This is a genomic window from Mycobacterium sp. URHB0044, from assembly GCF_000620625.1.
In the GTDB taxonomy this organism is placed as follows: Bacteria; Actinomycetota; Actinomycetes; order Mycobacteriales; family Mycobacteriaceae; genus Mycobacterium.
The window spans coordinates 75963-93333 of record NZ_JIAW01000023.1; the positions used below are offsets into that span (position 1 = coordinate 75963).

Below are 17371 nucleotides of genomic sequence, written 5' to 3' on the forward strand. Positions count from 1 at the left end.
CATGACCCCCTCAGCGATGGCGACGGCACTGTCAACGGCATTCGGTCTGCTGATGGTCGCGGCGACCGCCATTGCGGCAGAAGGAACTTCACTCGTCGTGGCGGCACTCGCGGTGGGTGCCGTGGTCCTGGGCGTCAGGATCGCCGCAGCCGCGACCGCCGCGGTGATGTTCAGCGTGGTGACCGTCGTCCTCGCCGACGCACCGGCGATGGCGGCGGCGCTCGCCGGTCTGTCCGCCACCGCGTACCTGCTGCTGCGGCATGCGCGCAACGTCGAGGCCGCCGTAGAGATGCCGACGGTCGTTGGTGCACTGGGCCTTTCGGCCGTCGGGTTGGCAGCGACGGCGATTCCGGTGAGCGTGCCGTGGTTGCCGTTGGCTGCGCCGGTAGCGGTTCTGGTGGGTTACGTGCTGGTCGTCCAGCCGCTGTTGACCTCGAGCCGCTGACCCGTCACTGGAAGATCGGCCCTCCGCCGCCGTTGCACGTCGGATCGGTCTGTGGGCAATCCGGCGAGACGTCCGCGGGCGGCGCCTTGGTCACGACCGGTGGTTTCGGCTTGGTCGGCTTGGGGGTCGACGGTGAAGGCGACGGTGGCGGCGGTGACGGCTCCTCCTCGATGATGGGCGGCGGTTGCGGCTCTTCCTCTTCTTCCTGCGTCGTCTTGGTGGTGGTCTTCGGCTTGGTCGTGATCGGGTCCTTCGTCGAGGACTCCGGCTCGGTCGTCCGTTTCGGCGCCTCGGCCGGGACGGGTTCGTCCGTGGTCGCCGGTGCGATGACCACGGCCGTGGTCGTAGTGACCACGGCAGGCGGCAGGGTCGACGGGACAGTGCTCGGCGCGGTGCGTTGCGCGATCGACGGTGTGGCGGAGGTGACGAGCGTGGTCGTCGTCGTCGGCGGCGCAAGCGACTCGCGCGAGTCGGCAGGCACCACGCGGAACGCCGCCGACGGAACGAGTGCGACCGCGCCGCCGATGCCGACCAGCACGAGTGCCGCTCCCAATCCCGCACGGACCACCGGCCGTCCGGATCGCCCAGGCGCCGCCGTGGCGCTCGGTTCGTCGAGCCCGTCGGTGTCGAGATCGCGCGGGGGCCACCAGGATTCGTCGTCCTCGGGGCCGGTAGGAACGGCATGGGCCCCGGGTAGCTCGCCGATCGCCCGGTCGAGGGTGCGTCCGCGCAACCAGGTCGGCGCGGGAATGGCCAGCGGCGAGGCACCGAGTAGCGCGGCCGGGCTGACCATCCTGGCCCGGTCCTCCTCGCACACCGCGCAACCGTCGATGTGGCGAGCCACCCGCTTGCGCATCAATGGAGTGAGCTGACCGTCCCACCCATCGAGGATGGCGGCCAACTCGGGGCACCTGTCGGGGTCGGCCTTGACGCCGCGGCACAGCAACAATGCACCCAGTGAACGCGCGATGGTCTCGCGGAGGCGTTCGACCAAGGTGTTGGCGTTCCTGGCCGTGACGCCGAGTGCGTCGGCCAGCTCGGGACCGTCGAGACCCTGGCGGTAGGCCAGCTCGAGCACGACGCGATCGCGGTCGCTCAACCCACCGCTGGCGTCCCTGATGAGGTCGGCCAGCTCGTTGCGTGCCGCCAGTGTTGCCATATCTGCTTCGCCGCTGGGCATTTCGGGGAGCTCCTCGCTGAGCTGTTCGCGCTTGCGATCGCGGATCCGGGCCAGCGCCTCGGATCGGGCGATCGCATACAACCAGGACCGCAGCCGATCGGGTTCGCGTAATTGAACTAGTTTCGTTGCTGCGGTGACGAATACGTCTTGGACGCAGTCGGCGGCGGCCTCCCGGTCGCGCAGCATGCCGACGCAGAAGTCGTGCAGTCGGTCGGCGTACCGGTCATAGATCTCGGCGAACGCCGCGCGGTCGCCCGCCGCCGCCGAGCGTGCCAGCGTCGCGTCATCGAGACCACTCGCCGACGACCTTGCGAAACTCGTCATCGATCCACCCCTAGAGCGCACCTCGTGTGTGCCAAGAAGGTCATCATCGTCTTCGTCTCCATGTCGTGCGGTCGTTTGGACAAGTGATCGGGTTTGCTGCTCGCGCGTTTCGGCGCGGCCCGTCGACCGCACTCATGGGTAGGAGCGATCAGCCGTCGGGAATCCCTCACTTTTTCGCGAGAAGCGTCGGAGGAGCCTTCCGCTAGGGTCGACGTCCGATGACAGGTGTCAAGTCTGTGGGCCCGGAGCCCGGCGTGGACGAACGAAGCTGGATCGCCCGGTTGCTGGAGTTCGACCGTGACGGCGACGTGTTCATCGCGCCCAATCCGAGGATCGGCTCAGGTGGGAGATTGTTCGGCGGGTTCATCGCCGCTCAGGCACTGGCGGCTGCCGGCGCCACCGTTGACCCCGAGAAGCTGCCGCAATCCCTGCACCTGTACTTCGTGCGCGGCGGCGAATTCGGTGTCGACGTCCAACTGCAGGTGGAGCGCACGCGCGACGGCCGCTCCTTCGACACCCGCCGGGTGACGGCACGACAGCACGGCAAGACCATCCTCGAGATGATCGCCTCGTTTCACCGCCAGGAGCCCGGCGCCGACTGGCATCCGCCGATGGTGCCGGGGGTCGCACTCGACGATGCTCTGCCCAAGATCGCGGACGTCGAGGTGGCGGAGCGATTCGACATCCGCACCAAAGTGGGCGATGAGTCGCCGTTCGCGATACCGCCGTTCTGGATCAGAACCAAGGACGTCATCGAGGACGATCCGTTGATCCGCGCGTGCACGCTCACCTTCCTGTCCGACTTCGGACCGGTGCCGATCGCGCGGCCGCCAGACGCGCCGGCGAGTCCGGCGGTCGGGTACGCCGCAAGTTTGGATCATGCGGTGTGGTTCCACCGGCCGTTTCGACCGGACCAGTGGCACCTCTACGAGGTGCGGTCGCTGAACAACAGCGACGCCCGCGGTCTCGTCGTCGGATCGCTGTACGACGCTGCCGGCGCACTGGTGGCGAGCACCACCCAGGAGGCGCTGTGGCGGTTCTGAACGGGGCTGCGAGAGTAGACGCGTGAGCACCCCGTACAACCCTGCTTCGGGTACGGCACCGAGCTGCTACCGGCATCCCGGGCGCGAGACCTATGTCAGCTGCACCCGTTGCCGGCGCTACGTGTGCCCCGAGTGCATGCGCGTCGCCGCCGTGGGCCACCAGTGCGTCGAGTGCGTCAACGAGGGCGCCCGCTCCGTCGTGGCGCCCAAGACCGCGTTCGGCGGGCGGCGGACGGACTCGCCGATGGTCACGTACGCATTGATCGCGATCAACGTGGCGATGTTCGTGGTGCAGACGACGTCCACCGAGTTGGAGCGCCGGCTGGTGCTGTGGACCCCGGCCATTGCGCACGGCGATCTGTACCGGTTGTTGACGTCGGCGTTCCTGCACTACGGGATCGCACACCTGCTGTTCAACATGTGGGCCCTCTACGTGGTGGGGCCGCAGCTCGAAAGCTGGTTGGGCCGAACGCGATTCATCGCGCTCTACGTGCTCAGCGCCCTCGGTGGTTCGGTGCTCGTCTACCTGCTGTCACCGATCAACGCCGCCACCGCGGGCGCATCGGGTGCGATCTTCGGGCTGTTCGGCGCCACCTTCGCGCTGGCGCGCAGGCTCAACATCGACGTGAAGTGGGTGGTCGGGCTGATCGTGATCAACCTTGCCTTCACCTTCCTGGCCCCCGCGCTCGGATCCCAGCCGATCAGTTGGCAGGGGCACGTCGGCGGATTGATCACCGGCGCGACCATCGGGTGGGCCTACGCGTATGCGCCCCGCGACTACCGAACCCTCGTCCAGGTCGGCGTCAGCGTCGCAGCGCTGATGCTGTTCGCCGCGCTGGTCTGGTGGCGCACCGCCAGCCTGCTCGGCCTGGCCTAGGGGCTCGGCGGAGCGCCGCAGCGGTCCTTGAGGTCGGCGAGCGGCTGCCGTATCCCGATCATGTCGGTCTTGACCTGCGGATTGGCGGCCTCGTACACCTGCATCTTCTTGGCGACCTGCTCGCGCGACAGCCCGGACAAGCTGGAGACGTAGGCGTTCACGTCCGGATGGGTGAACAGGTACGCCGACGTCGCCGCCTCCACCCCGGCCCGGACGCCCTCCAGATCCGCGGCGCTGCAGTTCGGCGGATTGGCTGCGGGGTCTTCGTTGGCAAGCGCCGAGGGGATGCCACCGAACAGCGCCGCGCCCAGCAGGCCGCCGGTGACGATCGCTCCGCTGGCGAGTGAGCGCGCGGTGCGTTGGGAGAAAGACATTGACTGCTCCTTGTCGTGTGGTGCCCTGAGTTTGCCGCCACGACGGCCGCGCGACGTGCCACGCAAGTGGATTCACAGGCTATCCGAGTGTGGCTCACAGCTGGCATTGGGCGGGCACACAACCAAGCGGTGAGCCTCAGCCCGCCGAACCCCTTGATAACGAGGCGATTACGGCGCGGCGTGCCCGGATCGCGCCGATCCGGCCCGCTGTTAGCTTGCGATCGACAGGACACGTGAAAGGGGTTGACCGGTGTTGAAGACGGGTGTGCAGAGGAGTCGACGCGCGATCGTGCGGCGGTTGACCGTCGCCGTTGCGGCCATCGCGATGGTCCCCGGCCTCGTCGGCCTGACCGGATCGATGCCCACAGCGGCGGCGTATTCACGCGAAGGCCTGCCCGTCGAACAGTTGGACGTGCCGTCACCGTCGATGGGCCGCAACATCAAGGTCGAGTTCCAAGGCGGCGGCCCGAAGGCGGTCTATCTGCTGGACGGCTTGCGCGCCCAGGAGGACGCCAGCGGCTGGGACATCAACACCGCTGCATTCGAGTGGTACTACCAGTCCGGGCTCTCGCTGGTGATGCCCGTCGGCGGCCAGTCCAGCTTCTACAGCGACTGGTACCGGCCCGCGGCGGGCAGCGCGGGCACCGTGACCTACAAGTGGGAGACGTTCCTGACACAGGAACTGCCCGGCTGGCTGGCGGCGAACAAGGGCGTCGATCCGGTCGGCAACGCGGTGGTGGGCCTGTCGATGGCGGGCGGCGCGGCGTTGACGCTGGCGATCTGGCACCCCGCGCAGTTCATCTTCGCCGGCTCCCTGTCCGGATTCCTGAACCCGTCACAAGGCTTGTGGCCCACCATGATCGGCTTCGCGATGAAGGATGCCGGCGGGTTCAACTCCACCGACATGTGGGGCACGGCAAGCGACCCGGCGTGGCGGCGCAACGATCCCATGGTCAACATCGGAACCCTGGTCGCCAACAACACGGCGGTGTGGGTCTACTGCGGCAACGGCAGATCGTCCGACCTGGACGCGCCCGGTGACTTCGGCACCATGTACAGCGCCCAGTTCCTCGAGAACATCACGATCAGCACCAACAAGGACTTCCAGAAGAAGTACCTGGCCGCGGGCGGGCGCAACGCGGTGTTCAACTTCCCGCCCAACGGCACGCACAGCTGGGGCTACTGGGGGTCGCAGCTGCTGGCGATGAAGCCGGATCTGCAGCGGGTGCTCGGCGTGCCGGCCCCTCCGCCCCCACCGCCCGCTCCGCCGGCGTAGCTCCGCGATTGCCCGGCGCCGTCAACGGGTAATGAGGGGGACATGGCTGGTGTCGACGTATCCGTATCCTCCGACCTCTCACCCGACCGGGCCTGGGCGTTGGCGTCGGACCTGAACCGGTTCGACGAGTGGCTGACCATCTTCGGCGGCTGGAAGAGCCCTGTGCCGGACGAGATCGGGAAGGGCACCAAGGTGTCCTCCTGCATCAAGGTGAAGGGAATCAGCAACACCATTCACTGGGAAGTCACCGATTACGACGCGCCGAAGTGCATCGGGATGCGCGGCCGCGGGCGTGGCGGCGTGCGGATATCCCTGAACCTCACCATCCGCGACGATCGCCCGGGGACCACGTTTCACCTGGTTGCAAACCTTGCCGGGCCGATGCTGAGCGGACCGTTGGGGAAGTTGGTCGCTAGGGTGCTGCGTTCCGACGTCGAGAACTCCGTGCGGAATCTCGCTCGTCTCGGCTCGGAGTCCGTCAGACCCGGCAGCTGATCTCCATGCTGTCGGAGTCCCTGGCGAGGAAGTTCACGCTGACGTAGCCGTTGGCCGGGTCCCGCACGTAGTCGAGGTACGGCTGGGTGTCGGCCATGTTGGTGTTGTCGGCGACGATCAGCGCGCCGGGCGTCAGCCGCGCTTCGAGAAGCTTGATCACCGGCAGGTAGAGCTCCTTCCACCCGTCCAGCAGCACGAAGCCCACCGGGCCGTCGAGCGTGGTCAGCGTGGTCAGCGCATCGCCTTCGAGCACGGTAATGACGTCGGCAAGTCCGGCGTCGGCGAAGTTGCGCTTCGCCGTCTCGACCTTGGCGGCGCTCAGTTCGGTGGTGACGACGCGTCCGCTGCCGTTGTCGCGCACGGCCGACGCCAGGTGGATGCCGGACAGGCCCAGCGACATGCCGAACTCGACGACCGTTTCCGGGCGCGCTGCCCGCACCAGTGCGTAGAGCAGCCGGCCGGCTTCGGGCGTGACGGGCAGATAGAAGTCACTGAGCGCATCGGCGCGCTCCTGCGCGGTGGCGTTGGCCATGTCGACGCCGTCGAACCGGGACCGCAGCGTCGACATCTGATCGCGGGACTCGGAGTACATCCTGTCCAGGGCCGACGCGACCCTGGTGTCTGCAAGCGTGGTCATGGACTCGAAGCTACGCGCCGAGGCTGTGCGTGTCATAAGTCCCTCGGCGATGCTAAGCGGATCGCTCAAATCCGTTCTGCGCCCAGGGAAACGGAGGATGAATAGCCTAGGTCGCCATGCCGCCCAAGTCAGCCGTCCGCAAGGCCATCACCGGCGCGTCGATCGGCAACGCCGTGGAGTGGTTCGACTTCGCCATCTACGGCTTCCTCGCCACGTACGTCGCCGCCAACTTCTTCCCGGCCGGCGATGACACCGCGGCGCTGCTGAACACGTTCGCCATCTTCGCCGCCGCCTTCTTCATGCGTCCGCTCGGTGGTTTCGTGTTCGGTCCGCTGGGCGACCGGATCGGCAGGCAACGCGTGCTCGCGATCGTGATCCTGCTGATGTCCGCTGCCACCGTGGCGATCGGGCTGTTGCCGACCTACGCCGCGATCGGCGTCGGCGCGCCGCTGCTGTTGCTGTTCTTCCGCTGCCTGCAGGGGTTCTCGGCCGGTGGTGAATACGGTGGCGGCGCGGTGTACCTCGCGGAGTACGCGGCTCCGCAGCGGCGTGGCCTCGTGGTCACGTTCATGGCGTGGTCGGGCGTGGTGGGCTTCCTGCTCGGGTCCGTCACCGTCACGGTGTTGCAGGCCGCACTGCCCGCCGCCGCGATGCAGAGCTACGGCTGGCGCATCCCCTTCCTGCTCGCCGCGCCGCTGGGCCTGGTCGGTCTGTACATCCGGTTGCGCCTCGACGACACCCCGGAATTCACCGAGCTGAGTACGCGAGACGAGGTGGCGAAGCGGCCGCTGCACGAGGCGGTCACGACGTCGTGGTTGCCGATCCTTCAGGTGATCGGGCTGTTCCTGATCTTCAACGTCGGCTACTACGTGGTCTTCACGTTTCTGCCGACCTACCTGATCAAGACGTTGCAGTACTCGAAGACGGCGTCGTTCACCTCGGTCACCCTGGCTAGTCTGGTCGCGCTGATCCTGATCCTTCCGCTCGCGGCGCTGTCGGATCGGGTTGGCAGGCGGCCGATGCTGATCGCCGGATCCGCATTGTTCGCAGTCTTGTCGTATCCTCTTTTCCTGCTTCTCAATTCGGGATCGCTGGCGTCGGCGATCACGGCGCACTGCATGCTGGCGGCGATCGAATCGGTCTACGTGTCGACCGCCGTCACCGCGGGTGTGGAACTCTTCTCCACCCGGGTGCGCTACAGCGGGTTCTCGATCGGCTACAACGTCGCGGTGGCCGGGTTCGGTGGGACGACGCCGTACGTCGTCACGTGGCTGACCACGAGCACCGGCAACGTGCTGGCGCCCGCGTTCTATCTGACCGCCGCCGCCGCGGTGTCGCTCGCGACCGTGTTCGCGTTGCGGGAAACCGCCGGTCAGCCCCTGCGTGCGCTCGCCGTGCCACCATGACCCCATGGGAGTGAAGGGAGCAGCCCGGCCGACCAAGGCCGACGTCGCACGGCTGGCCAAGGTCTCCACGGCGACGGTCACCTACGTCCTGAACGACGTCGCGGGCCAGACCATCTCGGCGCAGACCCGGGCGGCGGTGCGCGCCGCGGCCGCCGAACTCGGCTACCGGCCGAACCTGGCGGCACGCAACCTCGCGGTCGGAGGCAGCGGCGTGATGTTGTACATCGTGCCGCGCATCTCGCTGGGCGACCTGCTCATCGAGGTCGGCAGCCGGCTGACGGCGGCGCTGGCGCGACACGGCGTCGTGCTGTCGCTGCAGTTCGAGACGGAGGACGGCCGCAACGTCGTCGACGCCATCGCCGATCTCAACCCGATCGCCGTGACCAGCGTGTTCCCGCTCAGTGGGGCTGCGTTGGAAGCTGTCACGGCGGCGCGCATCCCGCAAATCCATCTGGGCAGCGCCCAACTGCACGCGATGGGCGCGCTGCACCTGACGATCGGTGACATGCGGGTCGAGCACCTGGTGTCGCGGGGCCACCGCCGACTGGCGTTCGCGTTCTCGGACCTCGATCCGCTGCGACCGCTGGGCGAGTACTGGCTCGAGGGGCTGCGGGTGGCCGCGTCCGCCAGGCAACTGCCCGCCATCACGACCGCGACGTTCGACAGGGACGGGACGAACGCGGCCGACGAAGTCCGCGCGCTCGTCGCCGACGGCGTCACCGCGGTATGCGCCGACAGCGACGAGACCGCCATGGTGGTGCTGCACGGCATCCGCCAGGCCGGCATGCGCTGCCCGGAGGATCTGGCCGTGATGGGCGTCGACGCGAGACCACTCGGGGCGGTCAGCGCGCCGCCGCTGACCTCGGTCTCCTTCGACGCCGAGACCATCGTCGCCGTCTCCGTCGCGGCCATGATGACGGAGCTGGGCTATCCGTCGGTGCACGAGCCCAGCAGTGAGAACGTGGCGACGCTGGTTCAGCGCGACTCCACCTGACATCGTCCCGACCTTGCCGTGCGAGCGCTCAGCGGGGTAACTTACGCGGGTAAGTAATGCTGCAGTCCTCGGAGAGGCGGACGTCGTGACGCTCGAAACCACCAGTGACGTGTACTTCGACCCCTACGACGTCGAAATCAACACGGATCCGTATCCGACTTTCGCACGACTTCGCGAAGAAGCACCGCTCTACTACAACGAGCAGTACGACTTCTGGGCGCTGAGCCGCTTCGCCGACGTCAACCGGGCGCTCGTCGATCACGAGACGTTCAGTTCAGCGCGTGGCGCGATCATCGAACTGATCAAGGCGAACATCGAAATCCCTTCGGGGGCATTGATCTTCGAAGATCCGCCGATTCACACCACGCACCGCAAACTGCTCTCGCGGATGTTCACGCCGCGCAAGATCAATGCGCTGGAACCCAAGATCCGCGCCTACTGCGCGGAGAGCCTGGACCCGCTCGTCGGCACCGGCAAGTTCGACTTCGTCACCGACCTCGGGGCCACGATGCCGATGAAGGTGATCAGCGCGCTGCTCGGCATCCCCGAGGGCGACCAGGAGATGATCCGCGACCACGCCAACGCCCAATTGCGTACGGAGGCGGGCAAACCCATGAAGGCCGCCGAGGAGGGTCTGGTCACCGGCGAGATCTTCGAGGCCTACATCGACTGGCGCGCCGACAACCCGTCCGACGACATCATGACCGAACTGCTCAACGTCAGCTTCGTCGACAACCGTGGGGTTACGCGCCGGCTGACCCGCGAGGAACTGCTGATCTACATCAACGTGGTGGCGGGCGCTGGCAACGAGACCACCACCCGCCTGATCGGTTGGGCCGGAAAGGTTTTGGCCGAGCATCCCGACCAGCGCCGCGAGCTGGCGCAGAATCCCCACCTGATCCCGCAGGCCATCGAGGAGCTGCTGCGGTTCGAGCCCCCCGCGCCACACGTGGCCCGCTACGTCACCCGGGACGTCGAGTTCTACGGCCAGACCGTGCCTGCGGGCAGCACGATGATGATGCTGATCGGCGCGGCGGTGCGCGACCACCGCCAGTTCCCACCCGACGGCGAGGTCTTCGACATCCACCGCGAACCGCGCCAGCACCTGGCGTTCAGCGTCGGCACGCACTTCTGCCTCGGCTCGGCGCTGGCGCGGCTCGAAGGGCGCATCGCCTTGGAGGAGATCCTGAAGCGCTTCCCGGAGTGGGACGTCGACCTGGACAACGCCGCGCTGTCGCCGACGTCGACCGTGCGGGGCTGGGACAGCATGCCGGCGTTCATCCGATGACCGCGAGCCTGCTCGTCCCCAGCGACTGGGCGGAGGTCACCCCGGAGTGGATGACCGTCGCGCTGGCGCAGGTTCACCCCGACGCCGTCGTGGCCGAGGTGCGCGTCGACATGCGCGACGACGGCACCAACCGGCGGGCGCGGCTCGCGCTGAGCTACTCCGCGGGTTCCGGCCCGGCGACCGTCTTCGTCAAGGCCGTCGACCCCGACCACAAGGCAATGATCAAGATGACCAGCGGGCTGCTCCACGAGCCGCGGCTGTTCAACTCGAATATCGTTCTGCCGCTGGAACATCCACTGGTCTACGCTGCGCCCATCGACGAGGCGGAGGAAGACTTCCTGCTGGTGATGGAGGACCTCACCGCCCGCGGTGCCGACCCGCGCGACGCCACCCGGCCGCTGACTCCCGAACAGGCCGCCAACGGCGTGCGCGCCCTGGGCCGGATGCACGGCGAATTCTGGGGCGCGCGCGTGGACCGGCCCGAGCTCGCCTGGCTGGAGGCCTTCGTGCCGTGGGACGGCATGCAGTACGCGCCGCTGCCCGCCGCGCTGGAACGCCTCGGCGACGACGCCCCGGCCTCCGTGCACGCACTGACCATCGGCGGCCTCATCGAGGACCTCTGGAAGCCCTACGTCCGCACGCTGACCGTCGGCCCGCCCACGCTGCTGCACGGCGACGCGCACATCGGCAACACCTATCTCCTGCCCGACGGCGACGTCGGATTCCTCGACTGGCAGGTGGCGCGGCGGGGCAACTTCGCGCTGGACCTCGGCTACTTCCTGCAGGGCGCACTGACCACCGAGGATCGCCGCCGCACCGAGCGGACACTGCTGGAGGAGTACCGCGACGCGCTGGGGTTGCCCGCCGACGAGCTGCCGTCGCTGGACGAGATCTGGCTGCGCTACCGCGCCTCGGTGGCGCACGGCCTGACGCTGTGGCTGTGCACGGCCAGCGCGGGCGAACTGTGGCAGCGCCCCGACATCGCTCTGGCTCTCGCGCAACGGTATTCGGCGGCCTACGAGGACCTGCAGACGGCTGCGGCCATCGCCGACCTGATCTGACCGCTACGCTGGTCGGCATCCGTCACGATGGGGGTTGCCGATATGCGGATCAAACTATTGCCCTACGTCACCGTCGAGGTCGACGACCGGTTGCGCGACCGACTACGGACCGCGGGGGAGCGGCTGCGGATCAACGTCAGGTCCTACCTGCTCAGTGCGGCCGACGACGTCGATACCGCCGGGGGCAAGGTCCGCGACCTGTGCGACGCCGCGGTCAGCCGGGTCGACGACGCCGTGGCCAAGGTGACCGACAAGATCGATCCGGTCACGCAGGACACTCGAGTCGAAGCGAGCTGACGACACCTCTACGGTGGAGTCGACAGGTACCAATACGGCCTGTCGCGCGCCGATGAAGGGATGTCGAGGACGTTGGTGGCCCAGGGGCTAGTCGTCCTCCTCGCGTTGTGCGCGGCGGTGTTCATGGCGATCGGCATCGTCGTCCGCCAGCGCGCGACCATCGACGTGCCGTCCGAGCAGGGCGTCAGCGCCGTCATGTTCACCACGCTGCTGCGGCGCCCGCTGTGGTGGGCAGGTACCGCTGCGGCCGTGCTCGGGTACGTCTTCCAGGCGCTCGCCCTGATCAAGGGCTCCCTCATCCTCGTCCAGCCGCTGCTGGTGTCGGCGTTGCTCTTCGCGCTGCCGATGAGCGCGCGGCTGGCGGGCCGCCGCGTCACCCGCGGCGAATGGTTGTGGGCCGGAGTGCTGACCGCATCACTGGCAGTGTTCGTGCTTCTCGCCAGGCCAGGTCCGCAGGAACGCCCTGCGACGGTCCCCGTCTCGACGATCGTCGCCATAGTCTGCGGCGTGATCATCGTGGGCGCCGTCGTGGTGGGAGTGAAGATCGGTGGCTGGCAACGCGCGGTGCTGCTCGCCGTCGCCGTCGGCGTGCTGTTCGGCTCCGTCGCCGTCCTGACGAAGGTCGTCATGCACCTGTTCGACGAGCGCGGGGCACTGAGGCTGCTGGCCACCCCGGCCCCGTACGCGCTCGTCATACTCGGCGTCCTGGCGACGCTGCTACAGCAGTCCGCGTTTCACGCCGGTGCGCTACAGACGTCGGTGCCGACGATGTTGGTGCTCGAGCCCGTCGTTGCGGTCTTCCTCGGCGCCATCCTGCTCGGCGAGGAACTCGATGCCGGCCGGTACGAGGCCATCGCGCTGACCGTCGCCATCGCCGCGATGACGGCGGCCACCGTCGCGCTCGGTCGTGACGAGGGTGCCTACGAGGCCGAGATCGAGATGAAGGCCGCACGCGGCGCGGCGTGAGTCAGCGCAGTATCGAGGTGAAGTAGGTGACGCCGTTCATCGTCATCCGCTCGTCCTCGTCGTCGGCCTTCGTGATCGCGGGAAAACCGTTGCTGGCCAACAGTTCGCTCATCGGCGTGCCGACCGACTCCCAGCCGTGCGCGTCCAGGTAGTCGCCAACGTGGTTGCGTTCGCCCTCGAACCCCAGCTCGGAGAAGTCGAGGTCGAAGCCGTGGTCGCGCCACTTGGCCGTGGCCTGCCGCATCTTCTCCCTGGCCTCGTCGGCTGCGAAGTCCGCGGTGTTGGGCACGGCCTCGGTGCCCAGCCGGCTGCCGGGCGCGCTGAGTGCGGTGACGGCGTCCAGCAGCCGATCCTGGGCCTCGGGCGGGAGATAGCCGAGCAGGCCCTCGGCGATCCACGCCGATGGCTTGGTGACGTCGAAGCCGGCGGCTTTCAGCGCCGTCGGCCAGTCGTCGCGCAGGTCGATCGCGACCGTGCGCAGCTCGGCCTTTGGCTCGGCGCCGAGCCCGGCCAGCGTCGTCGTCTTGAAGGCGATGACCTCGGGCTGATCGATCTCGAACACCGTCATGCCCGCCGGCCAGTCCAGCCGATAGGCCCGGGCGTCCAGGCCGGATGCCAGGATCACGGCCTGGCGGATGCCTGCGTCGGCGGCCTCGGCGAAGAACTTGTCGAAGTACCGCGTGCGCGCCGCCATCGCGGTGGGCATCTGCTGCAGTCCCCAACCGGAGCCCTCGACGTCAAGGTCCTCGCCGGTCAGTTGGCCGGTGGCCCAGCGGGTGAGAAAGTCCACACCGACCGCGCGGACGAGTGGCTCGGCGAAGGGATCGTCGATCGCGTCGGCGTTGGTCGCGATCGCTCGCGCTGCCGCCACCATGGTCGCCGTGGCCCCTACGCTGGTCGCCAGATCCCAGCTGTCGTCGTTGGTCCTCGTCATGCTCCACCTCTCAGAAGTTACTTAGCCAGTATAACGACCAAGCTGGCGAGTTGTTCCCGTCACAGGAAACTCCCAGGTCAGCCATTTGGGGCATATCTTTAGTTTTGCTAACGTTGTGTCGGATGGTTGGGCAGCGAGGCCCACCAATAACCAACTTTCCGCGAATTTCGTAGAGGATTTTCATGTCGATCCACACCCGCGAAGCGCGCCTCGAGCGCCGCATCGCCGACCTGTACGCCCACGACGAGCAATTCGCCGCCGCCAAGCCCGACTACGCCATCAGCGCCGCCGCCGACCAGCCCGGCCTGCGGCTGCCCGACGTCGTGCGCACCGTGATCCAGGGCTACGCCGACCGGCCGGCCCTCGGCCAGCGCGCTGTCGAGTACGTCACCGACGGTACCGGCCGCACGACGGCCCGCCTGCTGCCGCGATTCGACACCGTCAGCTACGGCCAGCTGTGGGAACGCGTGCACGCCTTCGGCGCCGCCCTGCACGACGCACCCGTCCGGCCCGGCGACCGGGTCGCCATCCTCGGCTTCACCAGCGTCGACTACACCGTCGTCGACACTGCCCTGACGCAGCTCGGCGCGGTATCCGTGCCGTTGCAGACCAGCGCGCCGCAGGCTCAGCTGCGGCCGATCATCGCCGAGACCGAGCCGGTGCTGATCGCGTCGAGCATCGACTACGTCGACGACGCCGTCGAGCTCATCTCCTCAGGGCCCGCGCCAGAACGGTTGGTGGTCTTCGACTTCCAGCCCGAGGTCGACGACCAGCGCGACGCCCTCGAGGCGGCCAAGGCAGCACTCGAAGGCAGCGGCGTGATCGTCGAGACGCTCGCCGACGTGCTCGCACGCGGCCGTTCGGTGCCCTTCGAGGGAGTGACGGCCGACGGTGACGATCCGCTGGCGTTGCTCATCTACACCTCCGGCAGCACCGGTGCCCCCAAGGGCGCGATGTACCCCGCGGGCAAGGTCGCGAACATGTGGAAGTCGGCCGCGAACGCTGGCTGGGACGACAACCAGGGCGTGCTGCCTGCGATCACGCTGAGCTTCCTGCCGATGAGCCACGTGATGGGCCGCGGCATCCTGTACGGCTCGCTGGCCGCAGGCGGCACCGTCTACTTCGCCGCCCGCAGCGACCTGTCCACGTTCCTCGAAGACCTGGCGCTGGCCCGGCCGACCCAGCTGAACTTCGTGCCGCGGATCTGGGACATGCTCTACCAGGAGTACGTCAGCCAGACCGATCGCGGCGCCGGCGTCGACGAGCTGCGGGAGCGCCTGCTCGGTGGCCGGTACGTCACCGCCATCACCGGCTCCGCGCCGATCTCCCCCGAATTGAAGGCGTGGGTCGAGGAGTTCCTCGACATGCACGTGATCGAGGGCTACGGCTCCACCGAGGCGGGCGCCGTCTTCGTCGACGGGCAAATCCGGCGGCCCCCGGTCATCGACTACAAGCTGGTCGACGTGCCCGATCTGGGCTACTTCGGCACCGACGTGCCGCACCCGCGCGGTGAGCTGCTGGTCAAGTCCGACCAACTGTTCCCCGGGTACTACAAGCGGCCCGAGGTCACTGCCGAGGTGTTCGACGCGGACGGTTACTACCGCACCGGTGACGTCGTCGCCGAGCTCGGCCCCGACCGGCTGCAATACCTGGACCGGCGCAACAACGTGCTCAAGCTCTCGCAGGGCGAGTTCGTCACCGTCTCCAAGCTGGAGGCCGCGTTCGGCGACAGCCCCCTGGTGCGGCAGATCTTCGTGTACGGCAACAGCGCACGGCCCTACCTCTTGGCAGTCGTCGTGCCGACCGAGGACGCCCTGTCCCGGTACGGCGCCGACGAGCTCAAGGGCGCGATCAACGCGTCGCTGAAGGAGGCCGCCCGCGCGGCGGGTCTGCAGTCCTACGAGATTCCGCGCGACTTCATCATCGAGACAACGCCTTTCACGCTCGAGAACGGTCTGCTGACCGGGATTCGCAAGCTGGCGTGGCCGCGGCTGAAGGAGCGCTACGGCCCGCAGCTCGAGCAGCTCTACGTCGATCTCGCCGACAACCAGGCGGGCGAGTTGCGCGCACTGCGCAAGAGCGGCGCGGAGCGCCCGGTGCTGGAGACCGTCAGCCGCGCCGCGACCGCGCTGCTCGGCGCCGCCGCGTCCGACGTGCGCGGCGACGCCCAGTTCACCGATCTCGGCGGAGACTCCTTGTCGGCGTTGACGTTCGCCAACCTGCTGCACGAAATCTTCGACGTGGACGTGCCCGTTGGCGTGATCGTCAGCCCGGCAAGCGATTTGGCGTCCATCGCCGCCTACGTCGAGACCGAGCGCGCGGGCGGGTCGAAGCGCCCCACCTACGCGGCCGTGCACGGCCGTGACGCCACCGAGGTGCACGCCCGCGATCTGACGCTGGACAAGTTCTTCGATTCGGAGACCCTTTCCGCCGCGGCATCATTGCCCGGCCCCGCCAAGGAGATCCGCACCGTATTGCTCACCGGCGCAACCGGATTCCTCGGCCGCTATCTGGCCCTGGAGTGGCTCGAGCGGATGGATCTGGTCGACGGCAAGGTGATCTGCCTGGTCCGTGCGAAGGACGACGCCGCCGCGCGCGCCCGCCTCGACGCGACGTTCGACAGCGGTGACCCGAAGCTGTTGGAGCACTACCGTGCACTGGCCGCCGAGCACCTCGAGGTGTTCGCAGGCGACAAGGGTGAGGCCAACCTCGGCCTCGACGACGCGACGTGGCAGCGGCTGGCCGACACCGTCGACCTGATCGTCGACCCCGCCGCCCTGGTCAACCACGTACTGCCCTACAGCCAGCTGTTCGGGCCGAACGTGCTCGGCACTGCCGAGCTCATCCGCATCGCGCTCACGACGAAGATCAAGCCGTTCGTCTACGTGTCGACGATGGCCGTCGGCGCGGGGATCGACCCGAGCGCCAACACCGAGGACGCCGACGTCCGCGTGGTCAGCGCGACCCGCAACGTCGACGACAGCTACGCCAACGGTTACGGCAACAGCAAGTGGGGCGGCGAGGTGCTGCTGCGCGAGGCCAACGAGCAGTTCGGCCTGCCCGTCTCGGTGTTCCGCTGCGACATGATCCTGGCCGACACGACCTACGCCGGACAGCTCAACCTGCCCGACATGTTCACCCGCATGATGCTTTCGCTCGTTGCGACCGGCGTTGCGCCGCAGTCGTTCTACGAGCTCGACGGTGAGGGCAACCGCCAGCGGGCGCACTACGACGGGTTGCCGGTGGAGTTCATCGCGGAGGCGATCTCGACGCTGGGCGCGAACTTCGGAGGGCAGGAGCGAAGCGACCCGGGAAGTGATCGAGTCCAGGGGTTCGAGACGTACCACGTGATGAACCCGTACGACGACGGCATCGGCATGGACGAGTTCGTGGACTGGCTCATCGAGGCGGGCTATCCGATCCGGCGCGTCGACGACTACGGCTCCTGGTTGCAGCGGTTCGAGACCACGCTGCGGGCCCTGCCCGAGAAGCAGCGCGCCGCATCGCTTCTGCCGCTGTTGCACAACTACCAGAAGCCGGAGCACCCGCTCAACGGCTCGATGGCGCCCACGGACCGGTTCCGTGCGGCGGTGCAGGACGCGAAGATCGGTCCAGACAAGGACATTCCGCACATCTCGCCTGCGGTGATCGTCAAGTACGTCACCGACCTGGAGCTGCTCGGCCTCCTCTAACCCCGCAACCTCCCCGCCGAGACTGCTGTCGGATCGCAATTTTCGCCGAATTTGCGATCTCCCAGCAGTCTCGGCGCATGGG

Annotated in this window: 16 protein-coding genes; 12 read left to right on the forward strand and 4 right to left on the reverse strand. The window is 67.9% G+C overall.

Annotation, left to right across the window (positions count from 1 at the left end):
* Position 1: 1 nt before the first annotated feature.
* Positions 2-445 (forward strand): hypothetical protein, encoded by a 444-nt coding sequence (locus tag N536_RS0131230; protein WP_051574886.1) that lies wholly within the window; start codon positions 2-4, stop codon positions 443-445.
* Between the two features lie 4 nt (positions 446-449).
* On the opposite strand, the gene N536_RS42700 is transcribed toward N536_RS0131230, so the two are convergent.
* Positions 450-1949: an RNA polymerase sigma factor gene (locus N536_RS42700; RefSeq protein WP_051574887.1), complete on the reverse strand. Its 1500-nt coding sequence runs from the start codon at positions 1947-1949 to the stop codon at positions 450-452.
* A gap of 218 nt (positions 1950-2167) precedes the next feature.
* Here N536_RS42700 and N536_RS0131240 point away from each other — a divergent pair, with 218 nt between their 5' ends.
* Together N536_RS0131240 and N536_RS0131245 are read left to right on the forward strand one after the other, a co-directional pair.
* Positions 2168-2992, forward strand: coding sequence for an acyl-CoA thioesterase domain-containing protein (locus N536_RS0131240; protein WP_036438249.1), 825 nt, complete (start codon positions 2168-2170; stop codon positions 2990-2992).
* A gap of 22 nt (positions 2993-3014) precedes the next feature.
* Positions 3015-3869 (forward strand): rhomboid family intramembrane serine protease, encoded by an 855-nt coding sequence (locus N536_RS0131245; RefSeq protein WP_036438251.1) that lies wholly within the window; start codon positions 3015-3017, stop codon positions 3867-3869.
* Here the strand turns inward: N536_RS0131245 and N536_RS0131250 are convergent.
* Positions 3866-4243, reverse strand: coding sequence for a heme-binding protein (locus tag N536_RS0131250; protein WP_029117214.1), 378 nt, complete (start codon positions 4241-4243; stop codon positions 3866-3868). The two genes, N536_RS0131245 and N536_RS0131250, sit on opposite strands and share 4 nt — an antisense overlap.
* A 325-nt stretch (positions 4244-4568) precedes the next feature.
* On the opposite strand from N536_RS0131250, the gene N536_RS39965 reads away from it, so the two are divergent.
* Positions 4569-5519, forward strand: a complete 951-nt coding sequence (locus N536_RS39965; protein ID WP_051574891.1) for an esterase family protein — start codon at positions 4569-4571, stop codon at positions 5517-5519.
* 42 nt (positions 5520-5561) lie between these two features.
* A complete protein-coding gene (locus N536_RS0131260; RefSeq protein WP_029117215.1) occupies positions 5562-6014 on the forward strand; it encodes an SRPBCC family protein in 453 nt (150 codons plus the stop codon).
* Here the strand turns inward: N536_RS0131260 and N536_RS0131265 are convergent.
* Positions 5998-6651, reverse strand: a complete 654-nt coding sequence (locus N536_RS0131265; protein ID WP_029117216.1) for an O-methyltransferase — start codon at positions 6649-6651, stop codon at positions 5998-6000. The two genes, N536_RS0131260 and N536_RS0131265, sit on opposite strands and share 17 nt — an antisense overlap.
* A 116-nt stretch (positions 6652-6767) precedes the next feature.
* Between N536_RS0131265 and N536_RS0131270 the strand changes: the two genes are divergently transcribed.
* The 6 genes from N536_RS0131270 to N536_RS0131295 all read left to right on the forward strand — a co-directional run bounded on the left by N536_RS0131270 (position 6768) and on the right by N536_RS0131295 (position 12663).
* Entirely contained in the window at positions 6768-8057 is a 1290-nt protein-coding gene (locus tag N536_RS0131270) for an MFS transporter (RefSeq protein WP_029117217.1), read from the forward strand.
* Between the two features lie 4 nt (positions 8058-8061).
* Positions 8062-9051, forward strand: coding sequence for a LacI family DNA-binding transcriptional regulator (locus N536_RS0131275; protein WP_029117218.1), 990 nt, complete (start codon positions 8062-8064; stop codon positions 9049-9051).
* An 85-nt stretch (positions 9052-9136) separates the two neighbouring features.
* The gene (locus N536_RS0131280; RefSeq protein WP_029117219.1) at positions 9137-10339 is read left to right on the forward strand and encodes a cytochrome P450; all 1203 of its coding nucleotides are present in this window, start codon (positions 9137-9139) and stop codon (positions 10337-10339) included.
* Entirely contained in the window at positions 10336-11400 is a 1065-nt protein-coding gene (locus tag N536_RS0131285; protein WP_029117220.1) for a phosphotransferase, read from the forward strand. Before N536_RS0131280 ends, N536_RS0131285 begins: the two co-directional genes overlap by 4 nt.
* A gap of 42 nt (positions 11401-11442) precedes the next feature.
* Positions 11443-11697 carry a hypothetical protein gene (locus N536_RS0131290; protein WP_029117221.1) on the forward strand — a complete coding sequence of 85 codons (255 nt, stop codon included), beginning with the start codon at positions 11443-11445 and terminating at the stop codon, positions 11695-11697.
* 72 nt (positions 11698-11769) lie between these two features.
* Positions 11770-12663, forward strand: a complete 894-nt coding sequence (locus N536_RS0131295; protein ID WP_029117222.1) for a DMT family transporter — start codon at positions 11770-11772, stop codon at positions 12661-12663.
* Between the two features lies 1 nt (position 12664).
* Here N536_RS0131295 and N536_RS0131300 read toward each other — a convergent pair whose 3' ends face one another.
* On the reverse strand, positions 12665-13597 hold the full coding sequence (locus N536_RS0131300) for a class I SAM-dependent methyltransferase (protein ID WP_029117223.1): 933 nt from the start codon (positions 13595-13597) through the stop codon (positions 12665-12667).
* Positions 13598-13779: 182 nt separating this feature from the next.
* Between N536_RS0131300 and car the strand changes: the two genes are divergently transcribed.
* Positions 13780-17289, forward strand: coding sequence for a carboxylic acid reductase (gene car, locus N536_RS0131305; protein ID WP_029117224.1), 3510 nt, complete (start codon positions 13780-13782; stop codon positions 17287-17289).
* The last annotated feature ends 82 nt before the right edge of the window (positions 17290-17371 follow it).

Coding starts and splice junctions, on each gene's coding strand:
- N536_RS0131230 (WP_051574886.1), top strand. CDS start 2: ATGACCCCCTCAGCGATGGCGACGGCACTGTCAACGGCATTCGGTCTG.
- N536_RS42700 (WP_051574887.1), bottom strand. CDS start 1,949: ATGACGAGTTTCGCAAGGTCGTCGGCGAGTGGTCTCGATGACGCGACG.
- N536_RS0131240 (WP_036438249.1), top strand. CDS start 2,168: ATGACAGGTGTCAAGTCTGTGGGCCCGGAGCCCGGCGTGGACGAACGA.
- N536_RS0131250 (WP_029117214.1), bottom strand. CDS start 4,243: ATGTCTTTCTCCCAACGCACCGCGCGCTCACTCGCCAGCGGAGCGATC.
- N536_RS39965 (WP_051574891.1), top strand. CDS start 4,569: ATGGTCCCCGGCCTCGTCGGCCTGACCGGATCGATGCCCACAGCGGCG.
- N536_RS0131260 (WP_029117215.1), top strand. CDS start 5,562: ATGGCTGGTGTCGACGTATCCGTATCCTCCGACCTCTCACCCGACCGG.
- N536_RS0131265 (WP_029117216.1), bottom strand. CDS start 6,651: ATGACCACGCTTGCAGACACCAGGGTCGCGTCGGCCCTGGACAGGATG.
- N536_RS0131270 (WP_029117217.1), top strand. CDS start 6,768: ATGCCGCCCAAGTCAGCCGTCCGCAAGGCCATCACCGGCGCGTCGATC.
- N536_RS0131275 (WP_029117218.1), top strand. CDS start 8,062: ATGGGAGTGAAGGGAGCAGCCCGGCCGACCAAGGCCGACGTCGCACGG.
- N536_RS0131285 (WP_029117220.1), top strand. CDS start 10,336: ATGACCGCGAGCCTGCTCGTCCCCAGCGACTGGGCGGAGGTCACCCCG.
- N536_RS0131290 (WP_029117221.1), top strand. CDS start 11,443: ATGCGGATCAAACTATTGCCCTACGTCACCGTCGAGGTCGACGACCGG.
- N536_RS0131300 (WP_029117223.1), bottom strand. CDS start 13,597: ATGACGAGGACCAACGACGACAGCTGGGATCTGGCGACCAGCGTAGGG.
- car (WP_029117224.1), top strand. CDS start 13,780: ATGTCGATCCACACCCGCGAAGCGCGCCTCGAGCGCCGCATCGCCGAC.